General features: G+C 64.7%; 32 protein-coding genes. 17 read left to right on the top strand and 15 right to left on the bottom strand.

Annotation, left to right across the window (positions count from 1 at the left end; genetic code table 11):
- Positions 1 to 3 precede the first annotated feature (3 nt).
- The 8 genes from trbE to K3F48_RS17250 are packed head-to-tail and all read left to right on the top strand — an operon-like array spanning position 4 to position 8095.
- Entirely contained in the window at positions 4 to 2442 is a 2439-nt protein-coding gene (gene trbE, locus K3F48_RS17215) for a conjugal transfer protein TrbE (protein ID WP_222576665.1), read from the top strand.
- The gene (gene trbJ / locus K3F48_RS17220; RefSeq protein WP_222576666.1) at positions 2439 to 3197 is read left to right on the top strand and encodes a P-type conjugative transfer protein TrbJ; all 759 of its coding nucleotides are present in this window, start codon (positions 2439 to 2441) and stop codon (positions 3195 to 3197) included. Before trbE ends, trbJ begins: the two co-directional genes overlap by 4 nt.
- A gap of 9 nt (positions 3198 to 3206) precedes the next feature.
- A complete protein-coding gene (gene trbK-alt, locus K3F48_RS17225) occupies positions 3207 to 3542 on the top strand; it encodes a putative entry exclusion protein TrbK-alt (RefSeq protein WP_222576667.1) in 336 nt (111 codons plus the stop codon).
- Positions 3543 to 3545: 3 nt separating this feature from the next.
- Complete coding sequence (trbL, locus tag K3F48_RS17230; RefSeq protein ID WP_222576668.1) at positions 3546 to 4904, top strand: P-type conjugative transfer protein TrbL; 1359 nt, start codon at positions 3546 to 3548, stop codon at positions 4902 to 4904.
- Entirely contained in the window at positions 4904 to 5587 is a 684-nt protein-coding gene (gene trbF, locus K3F48_RS17235; RefSeq protein ID WP_222576669.1) for a conjugal transfer protein TrbF, read from the top strand. The genes trbL and trbF overlap by 1 nt, the downstream gene beginning before the upstream one ends.
- A complete protein-coding gene (trbG, locus tag K3F48_RS17240) occupies positions 5584 to 6612 on the top strand; it encodes a P-type conjugative transfer protein TrbG (RefSeq protein ID WP_222576716.1) in 1029 nt (342 codons plus the stop codon). The genes trbF and trbG overlap by 4 nt, the downstream gene beginning before the upstream one ends.
- Positions 6609 to 7829: a TrbI/VirB10 family protein gene (locus tag K3F48_RS17245; protein ID WP_222576670.1), complete on the top strand. Its 1221-nt coding sequence runs from the start codon at positions 6609 to 6611 to the stop codon at positions 7827 to 7829. Before trbG ends, K3F48_RS17245 begins: the two co-directional genes overlap by 4 nt.
- A gap of 2 nt (positions 7830 to 7831) precedes the next feature.
- Positions 7832 to 8095: a DUF2274 domain-containing protein gene (locus K3F48_RS17250; RefSeq protein ID WP_222576671.1), complete on the top strand. Its 264-nt coding sequence runs from the start codon at positions 7832 to 7834 to the stop codon at positions 8093 to 8095.
- On the opposite strand, the gene K3F48_RS17255 is transcribed toward K3F48_RS17250, so the two are convergent.
- The 4 genes from K3F48_RS17255 to K3F48_RS17270 are packed head-to-tail and all read right to left on the bottom strand — an operon-like array spanning position 8067 to position 11823.
- A complete protein-coding gene (locus K3F48_RS17255; protein WP_255609271.1) occupies positions 8067 to 8993 on the bottom strand; it encodes a LysR family transcriptional regulator in 927 nt (308 codons plus the stop codon). The genes K3F48_RS17250 and K3F48_RS17255 overlap by 29 nt on opposite strands.
- A gap of 38 nt (positions 8994 to 9031) precedes the next feature.
- Entirely contained in the window at positions 9032 to 9952 is a 921-nt protein-coding gene (locus K3F48_RS17260; RefSeq protein ID WP_222576672.1) for an alpha/beta fold hydrolase, read from the bottom strand.
- Positions 9936 to 10763: an alpha/beta fold hydrolase gene (locus K3F48_RS17265; protein WP_222576673.1), complete on the bottom strand. Its 828-nt coding sequence runs from the start codon at positions 10761 to 10763 to the stop codon at positions 9936 to 9938. The genes K3F48_RS17260 and K3F48_RS17265 overlap by 17 nt, the downstream gene beginning before the upstream one ends.
- 16 nt (positions 10764 to 10779) lie before the next feature.
- On the bottom strand, positions 10780 to 11823 hold the full coding sequence (locus tag K3F48_RS17270; protein WP_222576674.1) for an NAD(P)-dependent alcohol dehydrogenase: 1044 nt from the start codon (positions 11821 to 11823) through the stop codon (positions 10780 to 10782).
- An 87-nt stretch (positions 11824 to 11910) separates the two neighbouring features.
- Here K3F48_RS17270 and K3F48_RS17275 point away from each other — a divergent pair, with 87 nt between their 5' ends.
- Positions 11911 to 12534, top strand: coding sequence for a TetR/AcrR family transcriptional regulator (locus K3F48_RS17275; protein ID WP_222576675.1), 624 nt, complete (start codon positions 11911 to 11913; stop codon positions 12532 to 12534).
- A 100-nt stretch (positions 12535 to 12634) separates the two neighbouring features.
- Here K3F48_RS17275 and K3F48_RS17280 read toward each other — a convergent pair whose 3' ends face one another.
- The 3 genes from K3F48_RS17280 to K3F48_RS17290 are packed head-to-tail and all read right to left on the bottom strand — an operon-like array spanning position 12635 to position 13845.
- Complete coding sequence (locus K3F48_RS17280; RefSeq protein ID WP_222576717.1) at positions 12635 to 12967, bottom strand: multidrug efflux SMR transporter; 333 nt, start codon at positions 12965 to 12967, stop codon at positions 12635 to 12637.
- Entirely contained in the window at positions 12967 to 13395 is a 429-nt protein-coding gene (locus K3F48_RS17285) for a hypothetical protein (RefSeq protein WP_222576676.1), read from the bottom strand. The genes K3F48_RS17280 and K3F48_RS17285 overlap by 1 nt, the downstream gene beginning before the upstream one ends.
- A 3-nt stretch (positions 13396 to 13398) precedes the next feature.
- Positions 13399 to 13845, bottom strand: a complete 447-nt coding sequence (locus K3F48_RS17290) for a DUF2147 domain-containing protein (RefSeq protein WP_222576677.1) — start codon at positions 13843 to 13845, stop codon at positions 13399 to 13401.
- Between the two features lie 60 nt (positions 13846 to 13905).
- On the opposite strand from K3F48_RS17290, the gene K3F48_RS17295 reads away from it, so the two are divergent.
- Positions 13906 to 14517 carry a TetR/AcrR family transcriptional regulator gene (locus tag K3F48_RS17295; protein ID WP_222576678.1) on the top strand — a complete coding sequence of 204 codons (612 nt, stop codon included), beginning with the start codon at positions 13906 to 13908 and terminating at the stop codon, positions 14515 to 14517.
- 198 nt (positions 14518 to 14715) lie between these two features.
- Here K3F48_RS17295 and K3F48_RS17300 read toward each other — a convergent pair whose 3' ends face one another.
- Positions 14716 to 15147 (bottom strand): ester cyclase, encoded by a 432-nt coding sequence (locus K3F48_RS17300; protein WP_222576679.1) that lies wholly within the window; start codon positions 15145 to 15147, stop codon positions 14716 to 14718.
- A 91-nt stretch (positions 15148 to 15238) separates the two neighbouring features.
- Complete coding sequence (locus tag K3F48_RS17305) at positions 15239 to 15601, bottom strand: helix-turn-helix domain-containing protein (RefSeq protein WP_222576680.1); 363 nt, start codon at positions 15599 to 15601, stop codon at positions 15239 to 15241.
- A 240-nt stretch (positions 15602 to 15841) separates the two neighbouring features.
- On the opposite strand from K3F48_RS17305, the gene K3F48_RS17310 reads away from it, so the two are divergent.
- Positions 15842 to 16243: an ester cyclase gene (locus tag K3F48_RS17310; RefSeq protein ID WP_222576681.1), complete on the top strand. Its 402-nt coding sequence runs from the start codon at positions 15842 to 15844 to the stop codon at positions 16241 to 16243.
- A 32-nt stretch (positions 16244 to 16275) separates the two neighbouring features.
- Here K3F48_RS17310 and K3F48_RS24480 read toward each other — a convergent pair whose 3' ends face one another.
- From K3F48_RS24480 to K3F48_RS17325, 4 genes are all read right to left on the bottom strand, one after another.
- Complete coding sequence (locus K3F48_RS24480; protein ID WP_255609277.1) at positions 16276 to 16410, bottom strand: hypothetical protein; 135 nt, start codon at positions 16408 to 16410, stop codon at positions 16276 to 16278.
- A complete protein-coding gene (locus K3F48_RS17315) occupies positions 16407 to 16970 on the bottom strand; it encodes a PaaI family thioesterase (protein ID WP_222576682.1) in 564 nt (187 codons plus the stop codon). The genes K3F48_RS24480 and K3F48_RS17315 overlap by 4 nt, the downstream gene beginning before the upstream one ends.
- Before the next feature lie 64 nt (positions 16971 to 17034).
- Entirely contained in the window at positions 17035 to 18297 is a 1263-nt protein-coding gene (fabF, locus tag K3F48_RS17320; RefSeq protein WP_222576718.1) for a beta-ketoacyl-ACP synthase II, read from the bottom strand.
- A 15-nt stretch (positions 18298 to 18312) separates the two neighbouring features.
- On the bottom strand, positions 18313 to 18828 hold the full coding sequence (locus tag K3F48_RS17325; protein WP_222576719.1) for a helix-turn-helix domain-containing protein: 516 nt from the start codon (positions 18826 to 18828) through the stop codon (positions 18313 to 18315).
- Between the two features lie 191 nt (positions 18829 to 19019).
- Between K3F48_RS17325 and K3F48_RS24990 the strand changes: the two genes are divergently transcribed.
- From K3F48_RS24990 to K3F48_RS17355, 6 genes are all read left to right on the top strand, one after another.
- Positions 19020 to 19262, top strand: a complete 243-nt coding sequence (locus K3F48_RS24990; RefSeq protein WP_222576683.1) for a MerR family transcriptional regulator — start codon at positions 19020 to 19022, stop codon at positions 19260 to 19262.
- Between the two features lie 94 nt (positions 19263 to 19356).
- On the top strand, positions 19357 to 19797 hold the full coding sequence (locus tag K3F48_RS17335) for a GNAT family N-acetyltransferase (RefSeq protein WP_222576684.1): 441 nt from the start codon (positions 19357 to 19359) through the stop codon (positions 19795 to 19797).
- Positions 19798 to 19867: 70 nt separating this feature from the next.
- The gene (locus tag K3F48_RS17340; protein WP_222576685.1) at positions 19868 to 20095 is read left to right on the top strand and encodes a SelT/SelW/SelH family protein; all 228 of its coding nucleotides are present in this window, start codon (positions 19868 to 19870) and stop codon (positions 20093 to 20095) included.
- Between the two features lie 64 nt (positions 20096 to 20159).
- A complete protein-coding gene (locus K3F48_RS17345) occupies positions 20160 to 20795 on the top strand; it encodes a nitroreductase family protein (protein ID WP_222576686.1) in 636 nt (211 codons plus the stop codon).
- Positions 20792 to 21730: an EamA family transporter gene (locus K3F48_RS17350; protein WP_222576687.1), complete on the top strand. Its 939-nt coding sequence runs from the start codon at positions 20792 to 20794 to the stop codon at positions 21728 to 21730. The genes K3F48_RS17345 and K3F48_RS17350 overlap by 4 nt, the downstream gene beginning before the upstream one ends.
- A gap of 385 nt (positions 21731 to 22115) precedes the next feature.
- The gene (locus K3F48_RS17355) at positions 22116 to 22412 is read left to right on the top strand and encodes an AlpA family transcriptional regulator (protein WP_222576688.1); all 297 of its coding nucleotides are present in this window, start codon (positions 22116 to 22118) and stop codon (positions 22410 to 22412) included.
- Here K3F48_RS17355 and K3F48_RS17360 read toward each other — a convergent pair.
- Both K3F48_RS17360 and guaA read right to left on the bottom strand, forming a co-directional pair.
- Positions 22342 to 23622 (bottom strand): tyrosine-type recombinase/integrase, encoded by a 1281-nt coding sequence (locus tag K3F48_RS17360; RefSeq protein WP_222576689.1) that lies wholly within the window; start codon positions 23620 to 23622, stop codon positions 22342 to 22344. The two genes, K3F48_RS17355 and K3F48_RS17360, sit on opposite strands and share 71 nt — an antisense overlap.
- A 293-nt stretch (positions 23623 to 23915) precedes the next feature.
- Positions 23916 to 25517 carry a glutamine-hydrolyzing GMP synthase gene (guaA, locus tag K3F48_RS17365; protein WP_222576690.1) on the bottom strand — a complete coding sequence of 534 codons (1602 nt, stop codon included), beginning with the start codon at positions 25515 to 25517 and terminating at the stop codon, positions 23916 to 23918.
- Positions 25518 to 25616 lie beyond the last annotated feature (99 nt).

Raw genomic sequence — 25616 nt, forward strand, 5'->3', positions numbered from 1 at the left:
GCCATGATGAACCTCGCCGAATATCGCCGGACCTCGACCCGTCTCGCTGATTTCCTGCCGTGGGCGGCGCTCGTCGCCCCCGGCGTCGTGCTCAACAAGGACGGCAGCTTCCAGCGCAGCGCGCGCTTCCGCGGGCCCGACCTCGACTCCGCGGTGCAGGCCGAGCTCGTCGCCGTCGCCGGCCGCCTCAACAGCGCCTTCCGCCGGCTCGGCAGCGGCTGGGCGATCTTCGTCGAGGCGCAGCGCCACGCCGTCGGCGCTTATCCGACGAGCCGGTTTCCCGATCCGGCGTCCGCCATGGTCGATGCCGAGCGCAAGGCCGAATTCGAGGAAGACGCTGCGCACTACGAGTCGAGCTACTTCCTGACCTTCACCTTCCTGCCGCCAGCCGAGGACGCCGCGCGCGCCGAGAACTGGCTCTACGAGGGCAAGGCCGACCGCGGTGTCGACGCCTGGGAGGCGCTGCGCGGCTTCGTCGACCGCACCGACCGCATCCTGCAGCTCGTCGAAGCCTTCATGCCGGAGTGCGCCTGGCTCGATGACGTCGAGACGCTGACCTATCTGCACTCGACCGTCTCGACGAAGCGTTACCGCGTCCGAGTGCCCGAGACGCCGATGTATCTCGACGCGCTGGTCGCCGATCAGCCGCTGACCGGCGGGCTGGAGCCCCAACTGGGCGAAGCGCATTTGCGCGTCCTGACGATCGTCGGATTCCCGACGGTGACGACGCCCGGCATCCTCGACGAGCTGAACCGGCTGGCCTTTCCGTATCGCTGGGCGACCCGCGCGATCCTGCTCGACAAAACCGACGCCACCAAGCTGCTGACCAAGATCCGGCGCCAGTGGTTCTCCAAGCGCAAGTCGATCGCCGCCATCCTCAAGGAGGTGATGACCAACGAGGCGAGCGTGCTGGTCGACACCGACGCCGCCAACAAGGCCGCCGATGCCGATCTCGCGCTACAGGAGCTGGGCGCTGACTATGCCGGCCAAGCCTACGTGACCGCCACGGTCGCGGTCTGGGACGCCGACGCGCGCGTGGCCGCCGAAAAGCTCCGCCTTGTCGAGAAGGTGGTTCAGGGACGCGATTTCACGGCCATGCCCGAGACGATCAACGCGGCCGATGCTTGGCTCGGCTCGCTGCCCGGGCACGTCTACGCCAATGTGCGTCAGCCGCCGATCTCGACGCTCAATCTCGCCCACATGATCCCCTTGAGCGCCGTGTGGGCGGGGCCGGAACGGGATGAGCACTTCGGTGCGCCCCCCTTGCTGTACGGCAAGACCGAAGGGTCCACCCCGTTCCGGTTCTCCATCCATGTCGGCGATGTCGGTCATACGCTCGTGGTCGGCCCGACTGGTGCCGGCAAGTCAGTGCTGCTGGCGCTGATGGCGCTGCAGTTCCGCCGCTACCATCAGGCCCAGGTGTTCGCCTTCGACTTCGGCGGATCAATCCGCGCCGCGGCGATTGCCATGGCCGGCGACTGGCACGATCTCGGCGGCGGCCTGACCGAGGGCTCGGCCGATAGCGTCGCGCTTCAGCCGCTCTCCCGAATCAACGAGACGCCCGAGCGCGCCTGGGCCGCGGACTGGATCGTGGCCATTCTCATGCGCGAGAGCGTCCCGATCACGCCGGAGGTGAAGGAACTCATCTGGACGGCGCTGACCTCATTGGCCAGCGCGCCGGTCGGCGAGCGGACCATGACGGGCTTGTCCGTGCTGCTCCAGTCGAACGAACTCAAGCAGGCGCTGCGACCCTACTGCGTCGGCGGTCCCTATGGCCGGCTGCTCGACGCCGAGAGCGAGCATCTCGGCGTTGCAACGGTGCAGGCCTTCGAAACCGAAGGGCTCATCGGGACGGCCGCGGCCCCGGCAGTGCTCGCCTATCTCTTCCATCGCATCGAGGACCGCCTGAACGGCGCGCCGACGCTGATCATCGTCGACGAAGGTTGGCTCGCGCTCGACGACGAGGGCTTTGCCGGCCAGCTGCGCGAGTGGCTGAAGACGCTTCGAAAGAAGAACGCCAGCGTCGTCTTCGCCACGCAGTCGCTCTCCGACATCGACGGCTCGGCGATCGCGCCGGCGATCATCGAGAGCTGCCAGACCCGGCTCCTCCTGCCGAACGAGCGCGCCATCGAGCCGCAGATCACGGCGATCTACCGGCGGTTCGGTCTGAACGACCGGCAGATCGAGATCCTCGCGCGGGCCATGCCGAAGCGCGACTATTACTGCCAGTCGCGCCGCGGCAACCGGCTGTTCGAGCTGGGCCTCTCCGACGTGGCGCTCGCGCTCTGCGCCGCCTCCGCCAAGACCGACCAGGCCGCCATTGATCGCATCGTCGCCGAGCATGGGCGCGAGGGCTTCCTCGCGGCGTGGCTGCGCCATCGCGGCGTCGACTGGGCCGCCGACCTCATTCCCAACCTCACAAACCTGGAGAGCCAGCCATGAAACTGCGTGTCCGTCGCGCGGCGCTCGTCGCCGCCTTGCTTGCCGTCCCGGTGTCGGTGTCGCCGATCCTGACGGCGCCGGCCTCGGCGCAGTGGATCGTCTACGATCCCACGAACTACGCCCAGAACCTGCTCTCGGCGACGCGTGCCCTGCAGCAGATCAACAACCAGATCACGTCGCTTCAAAACGAGGCGACGATGCTGATCAACCAGGCCCGCAACCTCGCGAGCCTGCCGTATTCCTCGCTCCAGCAGCTCCAGCAGTCTGTCCAGCGCACCCAGCAGCTCCTGAGCCAAGCGCAGCGCATCGCCTATGACGTCCAGAACATCGATCAGGCGTTCCAGACCACCTACGGAAACGCCTCGATGACCGCGTCGGACCGGCAACTCGTCGCCCAGGCGAAGGAGCGCTGGCAGAACACCGTCTCGGGCCTGCAGGACGCCATGCGAGTCCAGGCCGGCGTGGTCGGCAACATCGACACCAACCGCTCGCAGATGTCGGCGCTGGTCGGCCAGAGCCAGGGCGCGACCGGCGCGCTGCAGGCAACTCAGGCCGGCAACCAGCTCCTCGCGCTGCAGGCCCAGCAGCTTGCCGATCTTACGGCGGTCGTCGCCGCGAACGGCCGGGCGCAGGCGCTCGCCGACGCCGAACGGTCGGCCGCGGCCGAACAGGGCCGCGAGCAGCGGCGTCGCTTCCTCACGCCGGGCAGCGGCTACCAGCCCGGCAACGCGCAGATGTTCCCCGGCAGCAACTGAGGCGCGGCGATGGACGGAAAATCGCTCGCGCGTATCGGCGCCGTCATCTTCGTTGCGGTCGCGATCACCGCGACCGCAATCGAAGTCAGCCGCAAGGACGAGCCGGCGGAGAGCTGGGCCTCCAGCCGGCAAGTCACCGTCCCAGAAGATCCGCTGCGCGGCGAGCTGCTGCGCTGCCAGGCCCTCGGCGAAGCCGGCCCGCGCGACCCCGCGTGCCAGCGCGCCTGGGCGGAGAACCGCAATCGCTTCCTCGCCCCCGGAGCCCGTCCAGCCGAGCGCCTTCCGGAGGCGCAGCCCGCGCCGCTCCCGACGCCGACACCGGCGCGACGCTCAGAGGCGCAATAGACCATGGGCAACACCGGCGTCATCGACCATTTCCTGGAAGTCTTCACGCGCTACATCGACGGCGGCTTCGGCCTCCTCGGGGGCGAAGTGGCCTTCATCGCGACCACGCTGATCGTCATCGACGTCACGCTGGCCGCGCTCTTCTGGTCGTGGGGCGCCGACGACGACATCATCGCGCGGCTGGTGAAGAAGACGCTGTTCGTCGGCGTCTTTGCCTACATCATCGGCAACTGGAACAATCTGGCCCGTATCGTCTTCGAGAGCTTCGCCGGTCTTGGCCTGAAAGCGAGCGGCGCCGGCTTTACGACAGCCGATCTCTTGCGCCCCGGAAAGGTTGCCCAAACCGGGCTGGATGCTGGTCGGCCGCTGCTGGATTCGATCTCGAACCTGATGGGCTACTGGTCCTTCTTCGAGAATTTCATCCAGATCGCGGTGATGCTGCTCGCCTGGGCGCTGGTGCTGCTCGCCTTTTTCATTCTCGCGGTCCAGCTCTTCGTCACGCTGATCGAGTTCAAGCTGACGACTCTGGCCGGCTTCGTGCTGATCCCTTTCGGTCTGTTCGGCAAGTCGGCCTTCATGGCTGAACGGGTGCTCGGCAATGTCATCTCGTCGGGCATCAAGGTCCTGGTGCTCGCGGTCATCATCGGTATCGGCTCGACGCTCTTTTCCGAGTTCACCGCAGGCTTCGGCGGCGCGACGCCGACGATCGACGACGCCATGGCGATCGTGCTCGCGGCGCTCTCGCTCCTCGGCCTCGGCATCTTCGGACCGGGGATCGCGAACGGCCTGGTCTCCGGCGGACCGCAGCTCGGCGCTGGCGCAGCGGTCGGCACGGGCCTTGCCGCTGGCGGCATGCTCGCGGCAGGCGCGGCCACCGTCGGCGCGGTCGCCTCCGGCGGCATGGCACTGGCGGGAGGTGCGGCCGCCGCCGCTCGTGGCGGCGCGGCCCTCGCGGGTGGCGCATCGACTGCCTACAGCCTCGGCGCAGCCGGTCAGTCCGGCGTCTCCGGCGTCGCGAGCGGACTCGGCGGCGTCGCCCGGGCGGCCGGCTCGGCCGCCACATCGCCGCTACGCCGCGCCGCCGAACGCTCGGCCGAGAGCATGCGCTCCAGTTTTGCGGGCGGCGCACGCGCCGCCTTTGAGGCGACCGGGGGCTCCTCCACCATGGGCACGGTCGGCGACGCGGGCGATGATGCAGCCTCGAGCCCCGCCCGCGGCGGCGACCAGCCTCCGGCCTGGGCTCGCCGCATGAAGCGCTCCCAACAAGTGAGCCACGCCGTCTCGACGACTGTCCATGCCGTGCGCAGCGGTGACAGCCACGGCGGCGGCTCCTCCATCAACCTTTCTGAAGGTGATCGCTGATGTTTCGACGACCCACTACGCACTATGGCAAGGCGCCCGAGCCAGAAACCCCGTATCAGCGCGCCGCCCAGGTCTGGGATGACCGCATCGGCTCGGCTCGCCTCCAGGCGCGCAATTGGCGCTACATGGCGTTCGGCTCGCTTTTCCTCTCTGCGGGATTCGCCGCAGCGCTGGTCTGGCAGTCGGCGCGCGGGACCGTCGTGCCGTGGGTGGTGCAGACCGACCGCCTCGGCCAGGCGCAGGCGATTGCACCCGCCGTCGCCGACTATCAGCCGACCGATCCGCAAATCGCCTTCCATCTCGCGCGCTTTATCGAGGAGGTCCGCTCTATTCCGGCCGACGCAATCATCGTCCGCCAGAATTGGCTGCGCGCCTACGACTTTACGACCGATCGCGGCGCGGCCGCGCTCAACGACTACGCGCGCGCCAACGATCCCTTCACGAAGGTCGGCCGCCAGCAGATCGCCGTCGACGTGTCGAGCGTGATCCGCGCGTCGCCCGACAGCTTCCGCATCGCATGGACAGAGCGCCGTTACGAGAACGGGCAGCTCGCCGATACGAGCCGGTGGACGGCGATCCTCACGATCGTCGTCCAGATTCCGCGGAACGCCGACCGGCTGCGCGCCAATCCGCTGGGGATCTACGTCAACGCAATTTCTTGGTCACGGGAGCTGGGGCAATGACTCTGCCGATTTTCCGCAAAGCCGGAGAACCGGCTTTCCGCATTCACGCAATCGCGGCTTTCCTGCTTTCCGCAACCGCCCTCGCTGGCTGCGCCACGACGCAGAGGCCGCCGGACATCAGCTACGACAATGCGGCGCCCGCCGTGCGGACGGTCGATCCGCCAGCGCCGGTGCGGGTAGTCGAGCTGCCGCGCCCGCTGCCGCTGCCCGGCCAGTTGCAGCGCGTCGAGCCTTCGCGCTCGACGCCCGAGCCGGCTGACCCGACGGCGCGCGTCAATCAGGCGAACGCCGCCGCGCGCGTGCAACCGGCGCGCGACGGTTTCATCAACTCGATGCAGGTCTATCCGTTCACGCAAGGGGCGCTCTATCAGGTCTACACGGCAGTCGGGCAGATCACCGACATCGCGCTCCAGCCGGGCGAGCAGCTCGTCGGCTCGGGCCCGGTCGCGGCCGGCGACACAGTCCGCTGGATCATCGGCGACACGCAAAGCGGGGCTGGCGCGACGCTGCAGGTCCACATCCTGGTGAAGCCGACACGCCCCGACCTGATGACCAATCTCGTCATCAATACCAACCTGCGCACCTATCACATGGAGCTGCGCTCGACTGAGCGCACCTATATGGCGTCCGTGAGCTGGCAATACCCACAGGACCAGCTTATCGCTCTGCGCCGGCAGAATGCCGACGCGCAGGCGGCGCAGCCCGTCGCAACCGGCGTCGATCTCGCTAATATCAATTTCCGCTATGCGATCGACGGCGATCGCGCCCCGTGGCGGCCGCTGCGCGCCTACGACGACGGCCGCCAGGTGTTCATCGAGTTTCCGCGCGGCATTGCCCAGGGCGAGATGCCGCCGCTCTTCGTCGTCGGGTCAGAGGGCGACACCTCCGAACTCGTCAACTACCGGGTTCGCAGCAACTACATGATTGTCGACCGGCTCTTCGCCGCCGCCGAATTGCGCTACGGCTCCGGCGACCGTCAAAAGCGCGTTCGTATCACCCGCACCGACGGGAGGCCGGCGTCGTGAGCGACGCGGAAACCCGGAACGAGAAAGAGGAATCCGGCGCACCGCTCACCGGGTCGGCCTCGGAGGCAGCCGCACCGATGCGGCTGCGCGCCGACGCTCCGCGCGTTACGCGCCTGTCCCGAAAGGCACTGGCGGGGCTCGGGCTCGTCGCGAGCCTCGGGCTTGGCGGCGCGCTCGTCTATGCGCTCCAGACCCGGAACGGGGGGAAGCCGCCCGAAGAACTTTACTCGACCGACAATCGCTCCACGGCGGACGGCCTGGCCGGCCTGCCGCGCGACTATACCAGCGTGCCCCAGCTCGGCCCGCCGCTGCCCGGCGATCTCGGTCGGCCGATCCTCAATGCGCAGAATCGCGGCCAGCCTGTTCCGCCACCCGGCGTCGCCACGCCGCAACCCGGCCTCAGCGCCGAGGAGCAGCGCCGCCTCCAGGAGATTGAGGCGGCCCGGACCGCGCGTCTCTTCGCCAGCACAGATATACGACCCGCGTCCGCGACTTCGCCAGCTCCGGCGGCATCAGCGCCGGCTATGCCCGATCTAGCAAGCCTCGGCCTTGCTCCGCAGCCGTCCACGCCGACTGCCCAGGACAGACAGCTCGCCTTCCTCAACGCCGCCGCTGATCGGCGCACGGTCGCTCCCGATCGTGTCACGCTCCCGGCTTCGCCAAACACCCTGCAGGCGGGCGCCGTCATCTCCGCTGCGCTCATCACCGGCATCCGGTCGGATTTGCCCGGCCAGATCACGGCGCAGGTGACGGAGAACATCTATGACAGCCCGACTGGCCGCATCCTTCTGGTGCCACAGGGCACGCGGATCATCGGCCAGTACGACAACAATGTTCAGTTCGGCCAGAGCCGCGTGCTGCTCGTCTGGAACCGCCTGATCTTCCCCAACGGGCGCTCGATCGTTCTCGAGCGCCAACCTGGTGCGGATGCGGAAGGCTCTGCTGGTCTGCAGGATGGCGTCGATTATCATTGGTGGGATCTGGCCAAGGCGGCCGGCTTGTCGACGCTGCTCAGCATCGGCGCCGAGCTCGCCACCAATGACGACGACCGCCTGATCCGGGCGATCCGCAGCGGCGGGCAAGACACCATCAATGACGCGGGTCAGCAAATCGTCCGCCGCCAGCTCAACGTCGCACCGACGCTGACCATCCGGCCGGGCTTTCCGGTCCGCGTTATCGTCACCCGCGACCTGGTTCTCGAACCTTACGGAGGCTGAGAATGGCGAAGCTGAAACTCGGCGCCATCGCCGACGACAAGCCCTTGAAGGTGACGGTCGAACTCCCGGCGGCGCTCCATCGCGATCTGAAGGCCTATGCCGAGGCGCTCGGCCGCGAGCAAGGCCAGACGATCAGTGATCCAATGAAACTCATTGTGCCGATGCTGGAGCGTTTCATCGCGACGGACCGTGGATTCGCGAAGGCCCGTCGATTGCGCGATCGCGACGATTGGTCCGCTACGAAGGATCCGGCGCCCCCGTCTTGACCATGCACGCGGTGCTGCGCTTGGACATGACCTTGGCGAGGCTGAGCAGCCTTCGAAAAGCGGGATTGTCGTTCATCGGAGACCAGATCGCGCAGAACGGAAGAGTTTCGTCGCTCAGCGGCCGGTATGTGACGCCTGGGAATTGCGCGGCCGTTGTCGCCTCGCTGGTCAGCGTCAGCTTGCGCCCGCCGGCGACGATGTGCATGAGCGTGTCACGGTAGACGGCTTGGCGCTCGATCTCCGGCGAGACGCCGAGATCGGCAAGGTGCTTGACCAGATAGTCGTGGATTTCCGGCCCAGGCTGCGCCTCGCTGACCACGAACCCGCGCCCATGCAAATCATCCCACGCCACTTCTTCCTTGGCGGCGAGTTCGTCGCCTTCCGACATCGCGACAAACACCCGTTCATTCCACAGGTGGGCCACATCGCAATCGTCCGCCTTTGACGGTCTGGTAAGGAAAGCAACGTCGAGGCGGTGCTGCCGGATTGCCGGCACGTGATCGTCGTGGCCGCCCTCGACGAACTCCAGCCTGACACTGCCATGTTTGGTCTCATAGGTTTGGACGAGTTGCGCCAGGAAACCGGACGCGAGCGACGAGATGATGCCGATGCGCACCAGACCTTCCTCGCCACGGCCAATAAGGGCGACGTCCCTCGTGGCACAAGAGAGCTGATCAATCGCTTTGCGAGCGCGAACGACGAACTGGTGACCGGCGTAGGTCAGGCAGGCGCCGCTGTGATGGCGAACAAATAGCGTTGCGCCCATCCGATCTTCCAGGTCGCGGATACGGCGGCTCACCGCTGATTCCTGGACGCCAAGAGCCATCGCCGCCTTACGAAAACTGCCGTAATCGGCAGCCGCGACCACATAGCGAAGATGGCGAAGCTCGAAGGGCAATCCGGCTCACTCCGGCGGCTCGGCGCAGATCCCAGCTTCTATGCTTGCCCGATGAAGCGGGTGATGTGGGAAATGACGGCGTCGGGCGCATCCTCGAGACAATAGTGACCGGCCTCCGCCAACCGATGGATCGGCGCCGACGGGAAGAGTTCGGCGAAGAGCGGCAGGAAATGTTCGGCCCGGAGCGTGCGGTCCGCCTCGCCCCAGATGGCGAGCGCTGGCTTGGCGCGGATCGCACGCAGGGCCGGCGCGTCGGGCGCCTCGAAGCGATGCGCGCCGATAGCGAGGCCCTTCGCCCACCCGATGGCGCCGAGGCAGTCCGCCGGGCTCGCGAAATGCGCTCCGTATGCGGAAAGCCATGTGTCGCTGATGACGTTGTTGTTCTCGAACCCGTTCAGCTTCAGCGTGCTGAGGATGTTGAAGCCGAGATGACCCAGCACGACCTCGAGGCTGCCCTCCCTCTCGGCCTTCAGCACCCACTGGAACCAGGGCGAGACGGCGATATTCGCCGTCAACCGGTCGAGAAGGTCCGCTTGCCCGAACGGCGTGGGGCCGTTGGCCGAGATCACCCGGCGGATACGGTCCGGATGCCGCGCCGCGAATCCCATGCCGACCGGCCCGCCGAAGTCATGCATGACCAGCGTGATGGCGCTGAGATCGAGCGCGAGAACGAAGCGCTCCAGATTATCGATGTGATTCTGCAGCCAGTAGCTCCGCTCCGGCGGCGTCGCGCTCTTACCAAATCCCATGTGATCGGGAACGATGACGCGACGGGTCTCAGCGACCGCGGGCACGAGGCGGCGGTAGAGGTACCCCCAAGTCGGTTCGCCGTGAAGGCAAAGCACGACTTCGCCGTCGAGCGGCCCTTCATCGACATAATGCATGCGGAAGCCTGCGGCGTCGGTGAAGTGCGGCGTAAACGGAAAGCTGCCGCCGAAGGTTTCATCTGATTGGATCACTGTGAGTTTCCCTCTGAAATCGGCTATCGAGAAAGCCGAGGACGGCGGCGGCGAACGCTGCCGGGTCTTCGATCATCGGCGCATGGCCGATCCCGTCCATCACCGTCTCGAAGGCGTTCGGGATGCCCTGGACGAGGTCGCGCCCGTGCGGCTCGGGCAGGAGCTTGTCGCCCGTCGACCAGATGACGTGGGTCGGCGCCGTGATCGCCGCGAGCCGGTCCAGCGTGTCGGCGTCGAGGTCGATCTGCCATTGGCGGACGACTGCCTGGCGGGACTGGGCCGGTCCCGCCGCAAGCACCTGCTCGACCATGCCGGCAAGCGGAACGGTGCGGAGGATCGGGACGCCCAGCGCCATGAAATAGATCGCTCGCAAACGTAGCGCGTCATCCTCGATCGATTGCGAGAGGTCCCTCGCCAAGTCGAAGACGGACGTCACATAGGTGTCGCGCCGCGCCCAGCTATTGGCGAGCGTCAGGCTGGCGACTCGTTCCGGATGGGCAAGCGCGAACTCTTGCGCGATCATGCCCCCAAGCGAATGCCCGAGGATATGGGGTCGCTCGCTTCCCACGGCGTCGAGCACTGCGATCGTGTCGTCCACCAGATCGCCGATGCCATAGTCGCCTGGCGAGGCGCCGCTTGCACCGCAATCGCGATTGTCAAAGGCGATTGTCCTGAACCTCTCGCTCAGGGCCGGGCGAACTTGCGCCCACAGGGCGCGATCCGCCGATGTTCCGGCGATCAGCAACAGATCGGGACCGGCGCCGATCACGTCGTAGGCGAGTTGCAAATTCCTGTTCGCAGCGAATGCCATTTGGCCTCCCAAATTTTCAGAGACGGATGACGAGCTTGCCGAAGTGACGGCCGCTCGCGAGTTCGTCGTAGGCGGCTTCCGCCTCGTCGAAGGCGAAGCTCTTGTCGATCACCGGCTTGATCTGGTGGGCCGCGAGAAAGGTGTTCATCGCAGCGAACTGCTCGGCGGAGCCGACATTGATGCCGTCGATGGTGCCGTTGATCTGCTGCAGGCGGATCAGGTTGGAGCGCGGACCGAACCCGGTGAAGACGCCGATCTGGGCGATGTGCCCGCCGGCAGCAAGCGCGCTCAGCGAACGGTCGAACGTGTCCGGTCCCCCGAGCTCGAGGATATGCGAGACGCCAAACCCGCCGGTCAGCCTGCGCACCTCGACATCCCAGTCCGGCGTCGTGCGGTAGTTCACCGTCGCGAAGGCGCCGAGTTTCGTGGCGCGCTCGCGCTTCTCGTCCGAGGACGACAGCACGAGGGTCCGGGCGCCGAGCGCGCTCGCAATCTGTAAGCCGAACAGCGCGACGCCGCCGGTGCCCTGCACCAGCAGCGTATCGCCGGCCGCGAGGCGGCCGCGCACGACGAGCGCGTGCCAGGCAGTCAGAGCCGCGCAGGGAAGCGTCGCCGCCTCCTCGAAGCTCCACCCGTCGGGAATGCGCACCAGCGAAGCCTCCGGCACAGCGATGGTATCCGCGAGCACGCCATCGGTCTCGCCGCCGCCGAGCGCCGCGGGACCATAGGCCTCGCGATAGGGACCGGCGACCCAGTTCCTATAGAAGATCGGCGCCACTCGATCCCCCTCGCGCCAGCACGTCACGTTCTTGCCCGTCGCCACAACCCGGCCCGCGCCGTCGGATAGCGGAATCAGCCCTTCACGCACGGCTCCGAGCTGACCGCGTAGGACGAGCAGGTCGCGGTAGTTGAGGCTCGCAGCTTCCACCCTCACCAGCACATCGCCCGGCCCAGGCACCGGCGCCACATCCTCGACCTGGTTGAGACGGCTACCACTATCGGTCGGAACGAGCCGGTAAGCGCGGTGTGTGGCTGATGGCGATACAGCAGCTTTGGTCACGATCTTCTCCTCGCGTGGATTAAAATAGTGATCGCTAGTTAATTAGGCGATTGCGCACTGGTCAAGATAATTTTTATATTGATCGCTATGAAAAACATCGGAAAGCGACCCCGCGGGAGGCCGCGCGCACTCGACCGCGACGAGGCGTTGGAGACAGCGCTACAACTCTTCTGGCGGCATGGCTATGAGGGCACTTCCGTCGCCGACCTGACCGCGGCCATGGGCGTGACCCCGCCGAGCCTCTACACCGCGTTCGGCAGCAAGGAGCGGCTCTATCAGGAAGCTTTGGACCGCTACGGCGCTTCCTATGGCTCATTCACCGCCCGGGCGCTAGCTGAAGAGCCGACGGCGCGGCAGGCGGTAGAGCGCATCCTGCAGGAGTCGGTGGCGGTCTATTCCGAAGGGCCGGCACCGCGGGGCTGCATGCTGGCCAGCGGCGCGGTGACCTGCGCGCCCGAGCACACTATGGTGGTCGCGGATCTGTCCAAGCGAAGGTTGGCCACGATCTCCGCGATCAAGGCGCGGCTCGATCGCGCCGTGATCGAAGGCGAGCTTGCGCCCTCGACCGACACGGAGGCGTTGGCGGCGTTCTACGCGGCGGTCGTTCAGGGCCTGTCGATCCAGGCGCGCGACGGCGTCGACCGCGACGTGCTGAAAACCATTGCCGCGACTGCTCTCAACGCTTGGCCGGGCGCCGCCAGCGGTCGTTGAGGCGGCGGGCGTTGACCGGCGAGAACCATTCGCCGCGGCCGTCAACTGCACGAGTGGTATTGTGCGAACGCGCCTCGATTGCGGTCGATTGGCGCGAATCTCACAGCGAATTGAGACCATGCCCGCCGAGATGCAGGATGGAACTCCCGATCACGATCAGCAGAATGCCGATAACTTGTGTGAATTCGATCGCTTGACGTGCCGTGAGCCACGACAGGATCGTCACAAGCACGGTTCCAAGGCCGGACCACAGCGCATAGGCGATGGCGACGGGCATAGCCCGCAAGGCGAGGGAGAGAAAGTAGAATGCCGCACCGTAGCCGGCAAGCACGCCGAGACTCGGCGACAGCCTCGTGAAGCCATTCGTCAACGGTAGAAGCATGGTCGCCGCGACTTCGGCCAAAATCGCGATCGCGATGGGAGCGTAGTGCATCACGTGCCTAGCCTTGAGATGGGTTCGCGCGAGAGCGTGGCCACCTGTCGGTAGGCGGACACGATCAACCATCCCCCAACCGCAAGGCAGTAGACCTTGATGGCGATCTCGATCACCTCATCGACTGTTAGATTGTAGATCAGGCCCGTGTTGAATCCGTAGGCAAAGGCGTTGAGCCCGAGGAAGATCAGCCCGGAGCCGGCCGCTGCCATGACGATCGCGCCCAACGGCCTGTTGGCGGTCACCAAAGCGGCCGCAAGCACTGATGTCGCTGCGATCCAGAAGTCGGCAAGCGGAAATGAAAGGAACCAGGTTCGATATCCGGGGACAAGTTCGTCGACCGGGAACGCCCCTGAGAACACGGCTGCCCAATAGGCTACGATACCGGCCGCCGTGAAATACAATGTCGCCTTTAAGAGCGGTTTCATGAGTTATTTTACCCGGGCCCAGGTTTCGGTCTGGCATAGGAGGCCGGCAAGCGCACAGCCCTTAAGCTGCATCTTGCTGAAATCGAGCATCTGAAAGCGGCCCGAGTAGCTGTTGCCATCGAGCGGATTGTACAGCGTGCCGCCCCACGTACCGGGAGTCGTCGCCCGTAGATCAAGCACCATAGTGAGGCCGACGAGCGGCCTGCCCTTCAGCGATTCATCGGGATTGTGCTTGTCGCGCCAAGCGCTCCCGGTCTCTGGGTCGATCGGCTCGCGTAACCAGACGATCTGGCCGCAATCGAGATTCCCACAGGGTGTGAAAGCGACTTGTGTCGATCCATCTTCGGTCAACCAGGTTCCAGTCAGCCGCTCCCCAGCCGATGCCGGCTCTGCGAACACAGCCGAAGCTGCAACAATAAGGCTGAATAGCAAGACTCGGTCGGTTGACATGCGGCTCTCCAATATGGACAGTGTCCATATTCTCTAGCCCCAGATATGGACAGTGTCAATATGCGACCGAAGAAGGGTGCCCGAAAAGCGTACCACCACGGCGATTTGGCGCAGGCGTTGCTCGACGCAGCGGAAAGGTTGCTCGACGAGGGAGGCGTTGGGGCCGTCACCGTGCGGGCGGTAGCGCGCGAGGCCGGCGTGGCGCACTCGGCGCCGGCCAATCACTTCAAGGATCGCGCGGCACTGCTTGCGGCTCTCGCGACCCGCATTTTCCAGGAACTGACGACCGAGGTCGTGACGGCACTTGGCATTTCATCAAGTTCGCCCAGAGCACGCCTCCACGCCATCGCGGACGTGATCGTGCAGTATGCGCTCCGGCATCCGCATCGCTACCGCTTACTGTGGCGGGGTGAGAACTTCGCCGCGGACAAGTCATCGGCCGAGATCGCGGGCACCGTCCTGTATGACGCCGTCAAGGAGATCCTCGGCGGCGCGGGCACCGAAACCAGCATCGATTCGCAGGTGATTGCGGCATGGTCCCTGATCCACGGCTATGTGAGTCTGAGGCTCGAGGGCACGCTCGTTGACGGAAGCGACGAGGTCTCCGGCAAATCACGCGCAGCGGCGATCGTCGACGTGCTTATCGATGGCGTCGGACGCAGCAGGTGCTGACACCTCATTCACTCACCTGGCCGCCGGGCGCGCGGTTTCAAAGACAGGCGCTGCCGCAGTCGTGTGCACCGTGAAGGAGCTGCCGCGGAGCGGTTCAGGACGCCCCGCGGAAACCAAGGAAAGCTCTGGAAATCGGCGAAGGCAAGAACGCCCGAAAACGAGTTCGAGATAGCCGGACGCCTCGGCCGATACAAACCGTCAGGCGCTGGTCAGATCCCGATAAGCCTCAAGGCCAGCACGCTCTATCCAGCATTCGGCCAGCCGTCCGTTCTCGACACGCCAGATGGCGATCCCAGAGAACTTGACGGAGCGTCCATCGGCGGGAAGCCCGAATACTCCGTTGTTGAAGCCCGAGCACATCCATCGCGAAACGACGCGGTCGCCTGCCGCGTTTGCAAAGACTTCGAGGATGTCGTTGCGCGCATTCGTCAGCACGTTTTGAAAATCGCTTACCCACTGTCGGAAGGCGTCACGTCCGCTGACCGTCTTCATAGCGGAGTGAATTTGATAATCTTCCGTCATCAGGTCGTCGATCGCGCCGAGATCGTTGGCGGTCCCATTCCATACCCGCGACAAGAAGGCCCGCGCCAGTTCCTCAGCTTGCCTGGACGGCGTGAAATCGTTCGGCATGCAATCACTCCTCTGCTTTAGTCCGTTCTTCCCTGGATGAAATCTGACTTTCGGCGCTTTTACGCGCCGCCCGACACCGCAAGTCCCGCACTCACTTCGCATCGGCAGCACCCCGATTTTCGCGAGCCTTGTGCACACGCGACATGTTCTTTTCCGCCCACTCTCGCAGCGGGTTCAAGACCCCATTGAGGGTCCGCCCCAGCGGCGTGAGCTCATACTCCACCGTGACCGGGACCGTCGGGAACACGCGTCGTGTGATGAATCCGTCAGCTTCGAGGCTGCGCAGCGTTTGGGTGAGCATTTTTTGCGAGATGCCCTCGATCTGCCTTCTCAGCGCATTGAAGCGCTGCGGGCCGGGCTCGAGCAGGCCCAGCACCAGCACCACCCATTTGTCGGCGATCCGATCCAAGAGTTGACGCGTCGGGCACTGGGCCGCGTAGGGGTTCCAGCGCATATCTCTATCCTTGTTAAGTCACCATTGGGTACCTATACCACAAATTGGTGCCTTCTTCTCAAAAGTTCCTATCCGGCCTAAATGGACATTGGGCACCGTGGGTGCCTATCGGGAGATGGGGAACGTTCCATTTCCCTTCAGCGGTCGGCGTCCGTTTCAGGGCTTGCACTGCTTTCGGGCGTCCCACAGCGGTGCGCAGCAGTAAAGCACGTCAGCAAGCCAGCAACCTAGGAGATGAGAATGACAGATCCCAGGGCAGTACTTGCAGCGCTAGGAGAGAGCGTGTTCGCGAGGAAGGATTTTTCCAAGCTCGACCAGCTTATGCGCGACGACTACATTCAGCACAACTCGCTCGTCGCTCAAGGCAGCGAGGGATTCCGTGAGTTCTTCGAGACCTGGTTCAAGGCCGTGCCCGACTTCAAGTATGAGCTCAAGAAGCTTGTTGCCGAAGGAGATCTCGTGTGGGCATACGGCACATACTCCGGCACTCAGACGGGCGACTGGCTTGGAATTCCTGCAACCGGCAAGAGCTATGCATTCGACGCGGTCGATATCTTTCGCGTTGCGGACGGCCGCCTTGCCGAGCATTGGGATGTCCTCGACACATACGGCCTCTTCAAACAACTCGGCGTAGTCAAGTAACTGGCGGCTCAGACGGCGAGCGGCGTGCGCCTTCACGCGTTTCCCCCGTAATGGAGAGAATGAAACGGCTCCATCGCGGATAGCTGGCGAAATCCGTCAGCCCGCGCCACACGCAGCTCGACCGGCGCGTCGATATCTACGGCGGTCTCGATCGTGTGCTTGCTCATGCATCCTCGTGATTGTCTGCTGCCATGCTGGGTTTGGCGCCATCCGGCGCCTCGCCTAGTCCGCGTGAAGCAGGAAGGGCGAACACCAGGCATGTTGTCGTCGCGTGCGCCAGAAGCCTGCCACGCGCATCGGTCAGTCGCCCCTCGGCGGAAGCGATCTGTCTGCCGACATGGATGACTTTGCCCTCGGCGCGGATCTCGCCGATATCAGCGGAGAGCGGACGCACGAAGTTCACCTTGAGTTCGACGGTCGTATAGCCCTGACCGGCTTTGAGCATCGAGTGGACCGCGCAGGCCATGCAGGAATCGAGCAGCGTTGCGGCGTATCCGCCATGCACCGAGCCGATCGGATTGTAGAGGCGGGAATCCGGCGTCGACACGAACACAGCCCGCCCCCTCTCGACCTCCTTCGGCTCGAAGCCGAGCAGTTCGGCGATCGGCGGAGCCGGAAAGCGCCCGTCGGCGATCCGCTGCAGGAAATCAAGTCCGCTCAGGGATGCTAATACGTCGGCACTCACGACACCCGTGACGGCGGTGGATCGAGGCTGCTCAGTCGTCATTCCCTTCTCCGTAGAACATGCTATCAGCGGACCCGCAGTCGGGCCCGATCGCTCCGCAGGCCCGTCACGACCATCGCCGCAAGATGACGCTGGCATTGACGCCGCCAAAGCCGAAGCCGTTCGAAATCGCGTGTTCTATCGCCATCGGCCTGGCCTCGCCCGAAACAAGATCGACACCCTTCGCCGCCGCATCGGGGTTTTCAAGATTGAGGGTCGGCGGCGTGATCTGATCGCGCAGCGCAAGGATGGTGAAGATCGCTTCGAGCCCGCCGGCGGCCCCGAGCAGATGGCCGGTCGCCGACTTCGTGGCGCTCACCGCGATCTTGCCCTCCCCGCCGAACACCGCCTTGATGGCGGCGAGTTCACCTAGATCGCCAACCGGCGTCGAGGTCGAATGCGCGTTGAGGTGTTGAATGTCGCCCGGCGCGAGGCCGGCTTGTTGTAATGCAGCTTTCATGGCGCGGGCCGCGCCCTCTCCATCCTCCGGTCCGGAGGTGATGTGATACGCGTCCGCCGTGGTGCCGTAGCCGACGACTTCCGCGATCGGCGTCGCCCCGCGAGCGCGAGCGTGCTCGAGCTCCTCGATCACGAGGACGCCCGCCCCTTCGCCCATGACGAACCCATCGCGGTCCCGGTCGAACGGGCGCGATGCGCGCTCGGGAGTGTCATTGAAGCCGGTCGAGAGCGCCCGCGCGGCGGCGAAGCCGCCGAGGCTGACGAGGTCGATGCAGGCCTCCGCGCCGCCGCACACCGCGATGTCGGCCTCGCCGGTGCGAATGAGACGCGCCGCGTCACCGATGGCCTGCACGCTCGCGGCGCAGGCCGTCACGGGCGCGCCGATCGGTCCCTTGAAGCCGTGCCTTATAGTGACGTGACCGGCAGCGAGATTGGGAAGGAAGGAGGGCACGGTGAAGGGCGACAGGCGGCGGACACCGCGCTGATCAGTGGTGTGGACCGACTCGACTATGGCTGGGAAACCGCCAATGCCGGTAGCGATGATCGTAGCAGTGCGCTGGGCGGCGTGCGCATCGGCGGGCGTCCACCCGGCCTGTGCAATCGCCTCCGTGGCCGCCACCAGCGCGAAAAGGATGAAGCGGTCCATTTTGCGCTGGTCCTTCGAGGACGCGGCGAGGTCGGGATCGAAGCCGCCTTGCGGATCCTCTGCCTTACCGGGCACAAGCCCAGCGATCCTTGCGGGCAGCGAAGACGCCCACTCTGGAAGGGCGCGCAGGCCTGAACGGGCGGCAAGCAGCCGCGACCATGCCACCTCAACTCCGCACCCCAGTGGCGAAACCACTCCCATTCCAGTCACAACGACACGACGCATGCCGGCCACCTAGCCTCATTCCTCGAGTGAATATGCGGTCGGCCGCAGCGCCTTGATTGACGCGAGGCGCTTGAGCATTCCGCGGCTCGCACGTGGGCCGGGAATGAGAACGACGTTCGTCGACGTGATCCGCGCCTTGCTGCCAGCGTCCACCATGATGGGATCCACCGGGCGTTCCGTCTTGCGGTCGGCGAGCAAGAGGGCTTCGCCCTTTGGCGCGAGATGCGTGTTGCCCCAGGCAAACAGGGCCACCACCACGGGGAAGAAATCGCGTCCCTTGGCGGTCAGCACATATTCGTGCCGCGGCGGCTTCTCGCTGTAGAGCCGCCGCTCGAACATGCCAGCCTCCGTCAGATGCGCGAGCCGTCTCGAAAGGATGTTCGGAGCAATGCCGAGGCTCTGGCGAAACTCGTCGAAGCGCGTGAAGCCCTGAAACGCATCGCGCAGGATCAGAATGCTCCACCACTCGCCGACGCATTCGAGCGCGCGCGCCGCCGGGCATTCGCTGAAGGCGGATTTCCTAGGTTGCATAACGCTAGTGACTAGCCTAGTCACTACCGAAAAGCAAGTGACTGGCAAGCGCAGTGACCTGCCGCCCCGAAGGCTTCATCTGGAACGCCTCGACGACGGCAGGGGGATCGACACTTCCGGCTTCCCTAACCAAACGCTTGACCTTGTCACTAGCGTGAAGCCGGTAGAACCAACCCAGAGGCATGAGATCGATGCGAATTGGTGATGTAGCTCAGCAACTTGGCGTCAGTACGCGCACCCTGCGCCACTATGAGGCCGCTGGCCTCATTCGGCCGACACGCTTGACCGGACATTCGTTGCCGGGGACTATTCCATCGCTGATATGGCCTGTTTTCCGTGGATCGTTCCCCACGCCGCACACGGTCAGCGCTTGGCGGAATTCCCGGACCTCCTTCGCTGGTTCGAGGCGATCCGTGCCCGTCCCGCGGTCGTGAAGGCATATGGCGACAGCAAGGATGTGTACACCGGCCAAACCTTGCTTTGCCCTTTGGACTCCGTAACCCGTTCGAACGCGCAAAAAACGAGACCATGAGCTCCGCTGAACTCGAAACGACACTCGTCTCATCCTTCCACGACGAGGCTCAGCTCGTCGGGCTTTATGACGCCGCGAAGCTCGGGGATCGGCCAGCCCACGCAGTAGTCGAGGCTTTCCGCAACAGCCCGTACCGGATCTTTGTACTACACGGCGAACGGCTCGTCGGTGCCGGTCGCGCCTTCGGCGATGAAGTCGATTGTGCCGTTATCTGCGACATGGCGGTTCATCCCGATTTCCAGGGAAACGGTCTTGGCAGCCGCATCCTCGAAGCGCTGAAGCAAAAGTTGCGGCACCACAAGCGGATCATTCTCTATGCCAGGCATGGCAAGGAGAGGTTCTACCTGAAGCGCGGTTTCAACCGGATGAAGACCGCGATGCTGTGCTCCTTCGTCGTGCCGGCCGAGCGCAACCGGGAAAACGGAATCATCGAATAACCGCGCCTGCGGAACGATGCAGTCACACCCACCGACCAAACCTCCGATTCCAGAAGAAAGGACTGAACCCATGAGCGACATCACGATCACCTATTGCAAACCGTGTTGCTATGAAAAGCGGGCAGCGGAAACGGCCGAGGCGCTCCAACGCGACCTGTCAGTTACTGCCCGCCTCGTGGCCGGGAAAGGCGGCATCTTCGAAGTGCGCGTCAACGGCGAGGTCGTCGCCAAGCGCATCAAGGGACATTTTCCGGACACCTCGGAAATCGTCGGCTCCGTCTCTGCGGCGCTGAAGTAGCAGGGCAGCCGGAGAAAAGTGACTCGCAAGGGCCCTTATCGAGCGCACATAAGCGGATACTCTCATGAATGCCAAGAACGACCGTCATCGAGTGCTTGTCGACGCAATCGAGAAGCGCATTTCGACCAATTTCTACGATTCATCGTTTGCATTGTCAGACAGCGTGCTGACCGAACTGGTTCGGCTGGCGACCCGCGCGCCAACCGCATTCAATTTGCAGAACTGGCGCTTCATCGCCGTCAGGACGCAGGAAGCCAAGAAGAAGCTTTGGGAGGCAACGGGCTGCCAGCCAAAGGTCCTGGAGTCTTCGGCGACCTTCATCATCTGCGGACAACTGCCTGACCATTCCGTTCTTGCGGAGAGGCTTCGCTCTTCGGTCGATGCGGGATTCATGCCGGCGGCGATATCGGTGCAATGGGTGCAAGGCGCGGACGCGCTCTACTCAGAGCGCCCTCAAATGCAGCGCGACGAGGCCGTGCGCTCCGCCGTCTTCGGGGCCGCGACACTCATGTTCGCGGCTGCGGCCCATGACCTCGCGACGGGAGCGATGGTGGGTTTCGATCCGGATAAAGTCGCCCAGGAATTCGGCCTCGGCCCGAACGAGGTTCCTGTGCTGCTCATGACGGTCGGTACAGCTGCGCCCGGCAACTGGCCGCAGAAACCGCGACGACCGCTGCGAGAAGTTCTGGTGTTCGCATGACGGTCGGTTCGGTAGATTTTAGTAAAAAGCCGGTGCCGCACGCTCGATCGGCGGGCGGGTTTGACCTTCTGCTCACTGCCGTCGCGCCAGCTATCTGGGGCAGCACGTATATCGTTGCCACCCAACTCCTGCCGGCGGGAATTCCTCTCACTATCGCCATGCTAAGGGCCTTGCCCGCGGGCGTTCTGTTGCTCCTGATTGTCCGGACGCTACCTCGTGGAGCTTGGTTGTGGCGCAGCCTTCTGCTTGGGGGAATCAATTTCTCTGTCTTCTGGTGGCTGTTGTTTGTCTCGGCTTACCATCTACCAGGCGGCGTCGCCGCTACAGTCGGTGCTATCCAGCCTTTGATCGTTATTGGTCTCGCGCGGCTTGTCCTCGGTAGAGCGATGCGGCCAGTGGCCATCGCGTCGGCTTTTGTCGGTATTGCAGGCGTGGCGCTTCTCGTCCTGACGCCGGCGGCAAGGCTTGATCCAGTCGGGGTCGCCGCTGCTCTCGGCGGAGCATTGTCCATGGCGTGCGGGACGGTTCTCAGCAGGAAGTGGCAGCCACCGGTTTCCGCGCTCACATTTGCGGCCTGGCAGTTGACAGCCGGCGGGCTCCTGCTGCTGCCGGCCGCGGTTGTTCTTGAGCCATTTCCATCAAACCTGACTGCAGCCAACGCACTCGGTTTTGCCTGGCTCGGCTTGGTCGGGGCTGCAGCGACCTATTTCCTGTGGCTGCGAGGCATTGCGCGGCTGGAGCCCGCCGTCGTTTCGTTCCTGCTCTTTCTCAGCCCATTGACTGCCGTGGCACTTGGTTGGCTTCTCCTGGACCAATCCCTCACGCCCATTCAGATCTTGGGCATGATGCTGGTGACTGGCGGCATCTGGTCCGGTCAACGGGCACAGAGCTGCACCGCCGCCACAAGCGGAGCCGCCACGTCGTGCGGAGGTTAGGAGGAACTCAAATCTGATTTGAGATGGGAAGCCATCGCAAGAGATGGCGCACCCGACAGGATTCGAACCTGTGGCCTCCACCTTCGGAGATTGTCGCGGCGGATCTCGCGGCCGGGCGCCTCGCCACCGTGCGCAGCGCGGCGCGCGGCTTTGAATTGGAGTCGCGCGACTTCGAATCGGCATGCGTCGAATGAAGCGCGAACTCGGCGGATGGTGGCCACCGCAGCTTGGAACCATTTCGCATTCGTTAGCGGGAGACGCAGAACATATTGTCCGAATTCTACGCCATGGCCCGCCCTGACCCGATCTCCCCTATTTCAGGCTTCCACTTATCGATAGCTATTGCTTTCAATTCTCCTCAGTCATGAACTCGAGGAGCCGCAAGATGGTCCGTTTGACCGACAAGCCAACTAGACGAACAATCCGCCGGCATCAGTTGCGCGAGATGGTCCCGCTCGCCGACAGCACCATCTACGAGATGGAACAGCGCGGAGAATTTCCTCGACGCTTCGCTCTCTCACCGCGATGCGTTGTGTGGGATGTTGCGGAGGTCGAGGCGTGGCTCGCCTCGCGCCGGTCTGCACCCATCCGGCGCGCTCAGTCTCCCGACGTCAGACAACGGCGCTTGCGCCCGGTTCGAGAGCGGGATCCGGTTCAAGCAGCGGCATCGAAGGTGGAATGAGCGTCGGCACGCGCTTCTTGCCGGCGACCCAGGCGTCGATGATGTCCGACCACTCCTGCATCATGTGGCGACGCTGCACTTCGTACTCGGCCTTATTGTAGACCCCGCGCGACGAACGACCATCCTCGTGCGCCAGGCACTTCTCGATCCAATCGCTGTTAAAGCCGAGTTCGTTCAGCAGCGTCGATCCGGTCCTGCGCAGGTCGTGGACGGTGAACGGCTCCAGCGGCAGCCCCTCCTTCTTCGCTTGCTCGACGACCGCGTAGGTGACGCGATTGAACGTCGCGCGCGACATCGGTGCATCCGCATCGTATCGCGACGGCAAGAGGTATCGCGAATTGCCGGCGCAGGTTTTCAGCGCGATCATGATGTCGAGCGTCTGCCGCGACAGGTAGACGTTGTGCGCCTTCGAGCGCTTCATCCGCTCCTTCGGGATGGTCCAGACGGCATTCTCGAAATCGACCTCGTCCCAGGTCGCATCCTGAAGCTCGCTCTTGCGCACCATCGTCTGCAGGTAGAGGCGCATGCCGAGCCGGATGGTCGGCAGCGTCGCCGCCTTCTCGATCATCCTGAGCATGATCCTGATCTCTGTCGGCGAGAGCGACCGGTCCTTCGGCACGAAGGTTGCGATCGAAGACGGCCCCACATCGTCAGCGGGGTTGGCGACCTTCTCGCCATGCAAGATCGCGAAGCCATAGATCTGCTTGACGATGTCGCGGACGTGGATCGCCGTCGCTGGCGCGCCGCGCTCGACGATGGCGCCGCAATGAGCCCGGAGGTCATCCGGGGTGATTTCAGTCAGCAGCCTGTTGCGCCACTTGGGAAGCAGTTCGCGCTCGAAGATCGAGCGGCGCATCGCCCGCGTGCTGTCCGCCATCGACGCCGCGGTCAGCCACTTCTCGCCGAACTCGCCAAAGCTCTTCGCTTCCAGGAGCCGGCGCTTCTCGCGCTGCTTTTCAATCGCCGGCGATCGTCCTTCGCTAATCGCCCGCTTGGCATCGATGCACAGCTCACGCGCCCGAGCGAGTGATAGGCCCGCCGGCCCGTACTTGCCGAACGTGACGGTCTCGCGCCGCCCGTTCATCCGGTAATCCAGCCGAAAAGTGAGGGTCCCTGACGGCTTTACGAGCACGTACATGCCGTCCCGGTCCGTCACCTTGTAGATTTTCTCTTTTGGTTTCAGGTGCTTAAGGGCCGCATCCGTGAGCATTTCGGCCGCCTCCTCAGAAAAAGACCGTCAGGCAATTTTCGGGCATCCTCGCGGAACAATCTCTTTTTCTTACAGTATGTTAGATCGAAAAAAGACCGTCAGAGGGCGCTCGCACCCTGACGGTATCGGACGAAATCGGATTTAGCAATGGGGAAGCGCACCGTCAGGGGGTCCGTCAGCGGCGATCTCTGCCGGCCGATAGTCTCCGAACGTCTAAGGATGATTTTGTTTTGTTTATTAGTACGTTATGGCGTATTTCCGGATACCGCCGGATACTCTCGGATGGGCCTGAATCATTCCCACTCGATGGTCCCTGGCGGCTTGCTGGTCACGTCGTACACGACGCGGTTCACCCCCCGCACCTCGTTGATGATCCGCGTCGCCGCGCGGCCCAGGAAGGCCATGTCGAAGGGATAGAAGTCCGCTGTCATGCCGTCGGTCGAGGTCACCGCGCGCAGCGCGCACACATGCTCGTAGCTGCGGCCGTCGCCCATCACGCCCACCGTGCGCACCGGCAGCAGCACCGCGAAAGCCTGCCAGATCTCGCCATAGAGTCCCGCCTTGCGGATCTCGTCGAGATAGATCGCATCCGCCTTGCGCAGAATCTCCAGCTTCTCGCGCGTGATCGCGCCGGGGCAGCGGATCGCGAGGCCGGGGCCGGGGAACGGATGCCGGCCGACGAAAGCCTCCGGCAGGCCGAGCTCGCGGCCGAGCGCGCGCACCTCGTCCTTGAACAATTCGCGCAAGGGCTCGACGAGCTGCATGTTCATGCGCTCGGGCAGGCCGCCGACATTGTGATGCGATTTGATCGTCACCGACGGACCGCCGGAGAAGGACACGCTCTCGATCACATCCGGATACAGCGTGCCCTGCGCGAGAAACTGCGGCGCGCCGCCTCCGTCGGCGGCGATTTTCCCGGCCTCCTCCTCGAAGGTCTCGATGAACAGGCGCCCGATGGTCTTGCGCTTGATCTCCGGATCCTCGACGCCGTCCAGCGCGCGGAGAAACAGCTCTTGCGCCTCCACATGCACGAGCGGGATGTTGTAGTGATCGCGAAAGAGGCGCACGACCTCCTCCGCCTCGCCCGCGCGCAAAAGGCCATGATCGACGAAGACGCAAGTGAGCGCGTCGCCGATCGCTTCATGGATCAGCACTGCGGCGACGGCGGAATCGACGCCGCCCGAAAGTCCGCACAGCACGCGGCCGGCGCCGACCCGACGGCGCACCGCCTCGACCGCCTCGCCGCGAAACGCCGCCATGGTCCAATCGGATTTCAACCCGGCGACCTTGTGCACGAAATTGGCGATGAGCCCGGCGCCATCCGGCGTATGCGCCACCTCGAGATGGAACTGCACGCCGTAATAGCGCCGCGCCTCGTCGGCGATCGCCGCCATCGGCGCGTTCTCAGACGCGGCGATGGCGCGAAAGCCCTCCGGCAGCCGCGTCACGCGGTCGCCATGGCTCATCCACACCGGATAGCGCCCGCCCGTCTCCCAGACGCCGGCGAACAGCGGGCTCGCTTCGATCACGCCGATCTCGGCGCGGCCGAATTCGCGATGATGCCCGCCCTCGACGGCGCCGCCGAGCTGCGCCGCGAGCAATTGCTCGCCATAGCAGATGGCGAGCACCGGCACGCCCGAGTCGAAGATGCTCTGCGGCGCGCGCGGCGAGCCCGCGTCGGTGACCGAGCACGGTCCGCCGGAGAGGATGACCGCCTTGGGGCGGATCTCGGAGAAGGCGCGCTCTGCGCTCTGGAACGGCGCGATTTCGCAATAGACGCCGGCCTCGCGCACGCGCCGCGCGATCAGCTGCGTGACCTGCGAGCCGAAATCGACGATCAGCAGCTTGTCGTGGCGATCGGCGATCTCGTGGTGGAAGCTGTCGGCGGCGGTCATGTCGTTCTTTCGCGCTCTCGTGACGATGCGGGGCGGGGGCGGAAGCATTGCGTCGATGTCGTCGCGTCCTGACTACCTCCCGGGGTCGGTCATGCGCAA

The sequence above is a fragment of the Methylosinus sp. Sm6 genome (genome assembly GCF_019802345.1).
Lineage (GTDB): Bacteria > Pseudomonadota > Alphaproteobacteria > Rhizobiales > Beijerinckiaceae > Methylosinus.

Excerpts from the sequence above, each read along its gene's own strand:
- K3F48_RS17335 (WP_222576684.1), top strand. The coding sequence starts at position 19,357 with ATGAGCTCCGCTGAACTCGAAACGACACTCGTCTCATCCTTCCACGAC.
- K3F48_RS17345 (WP_222576686.1), top strand. The coding sequence starts at position 20,160 with ATGAATGCCAAGAACGACCGTCATCGAGTGCTTGTCGACGCAATCGAG.
- trbJ (WP_222576666.1), top strand. The coding sequence starts at position 2,439 with ATGAAACTGCGTGTCCGTCGCGCGGCGCTCGTCGCCGCCTTGCTTGCC.
- K3F48_RS17305 (WP_222576680.1), bottom strand. The coding sequence starts at position 15,601 with ATGCGCTGGAACCCCTACGCGGCCCAGTGCCCGACGCGTCAACTCTTG.
- K3F48_RS17275 (WP_222576675.1), top strand. The coding sequence starts at position 11,911 with ATGAAAAACATCGGAAAGCGACCCCGCGGGAGGCCGCGCGCACTCGAC.
- trbL (WP_222576668.1), top strand. The coding sequence starts at position 3,546 with ATGGGCAACACCGGCGTCATCGACCATTTCCTGGAAGTCTTCACGCGC.
- K3F48_RS17340 (WP_222576685.1), top strand. The coding sequence starts at position 19,868 with ATGAGCGACATCACGATCACCTATTGCAAACCGTGTTGCTATGAAAAG.
- K3F48_RS17315 (WP_222576682.1), bottom strand. The coding sequence starts at position 16,970 with ATGACGACTGAGCAGCCTCGATCCACCGCCGTCACGGGTGTCGTGAGT.
- K3F48_RS24990 (WP_222576683.1), top strand. The coding sequence starts at position 19,020 with ATGCGAATTGGTGATGTAGCTCAGCAACTTGGCGTCAGTACGCGCACC.
- K3F48_RS17355 (WP_222576688.1), top strand. The coding sequence starts at position 22,116 with ATGGTCCGTTTGACCGACAAGCCAACTAGACGAACAATCCGCCGGCAT.
- K3F48_RS17280 (WP_222576717.1), bottom strand. The coding sequence starts at position 12,967 with ATGCACTACGCTCCCATCGCGATCGCGATTTTGGCCGAAGTCGCGGCG.
- K3F48_RS17265 (WP_222576673.1), bottom strand. The coding sequence starts at position 10,763 with ATGGCATTCGCTGCGAACAGGAATTTGCAACTCGCCTACGACGTGATC.
- trbK-alt (WP_222576667.1), top strand. The coding sequence starts at position 3,207 with ATGGACGGAAAATCGCTCGCGCGTATCGGCGCCGTCATCTTCGTTGCG.
- K3F48_RS17310 (WP_222576681.1), top strand. The coding sequence starts at position 15,842 with ATGACAGATCCCAGGGCAGTACTTGCAGCGCTAGGAGAGAGCGTGTTC.
- K3F48_RS17350 (WP_222576687.1), top strand. The coding sequence starts at position 20,792 with ATGACGGTCGGTTCGGTAGATTTTAGTAAAAAGCCGGTGCCGCACGCT.
- trbF (WP_222576669.1), top strand. The coding sequence starts at position 4,904 with ATGTTTCGACGACCCACTACGCACTATGGCAAGGCGCCCGAGCCAGAA.
- K3F48_RS17360 (WP_222576689.1), bottom strand. The coding sequence starts at position 23,622 with ATGCTCACGGATGCGGCCCTTAAGCACCTGAAACCAAAAGAGAAAATC.
- trbG (WP_222576716.1), top strand. The coding sequence starts at position 5,584 with ATGACTCTGCCGATTTTCCGCAAAGCCGGAGAACCGGCTTTCCGCATT.
- K3F48_RS17325 (WP_222576719.1), bottom strand. The coding sequence starts at position 18,828 with ATGCAACCTAGGAAATCCGCCTTCAGCGAATGCCCGGCGGCGCGCGCG.
- guaA (WP_222576690.1), bottom strand. The coding sequence starts at position 25,517 with ATGACCGCCGCCGACAGCTTCCACCACGAGATCGCCGATCGCCACGAC.
- K3F48_RS17300 (WP_222576679.1), bottom strand. The coding sequence starts at position 15,147 with ATGCCGAACGATTTCACGCCGTCCAGGCAAGCTGAGGAACTGGCGCGG.
- K3F48_RS24480 (WP_255609277.1), bottom strand. The coding sequence starts at position 16,410 with ATGAGCAAGCACACGATCGAGACCGCCGTAGATATCGACGCGCCGGTC.
- K3F48_RS17295 (WP_222576678.1), top strand. The coding sequence starts at position 13,906 with ATGCGACCGAAGAAGGGTGCCCGAAAAGCGTACCACCACGGCGATTTG.
- trbE (WP_222576665.1), top strand. The coding sequence starts at position 4 with ATGATGAACCTCGCCGAATATCGCCGGACCTCGACCCGTCTCGCTGAT.
- K3F48_RS17285 (WP_222576676.1), bottom strand. The coding sequence starts at position 13,395 with ATGAAACCGCTCTTAAAGGCGACATTGTATTTCACGGCGGCCGGTATC.
- K3F48_RS17290 (WP_222576677.1), bottom strand. The coding sequence starts at position 13,845 with ATGTCAACCGACCGAGTCTTGCTATTCAGCCTTATTGTTGCAGCTTCG.
- fabF (WP_222576718.1), bottom strand. The coding sequence starts at position 18,297 with ATGCGTCGTGTCGTTGTGACTGGAATGGGAGTGGTTTCGCCACTGGGG.
- K3F48_RS17250 (WP_222576671.1), top strand. The coding sequence starts at position 7,832 with ATGGCGAAGCTGAAACTCGGCGCCATCGCCGACGACAAGCCCTTGAAG.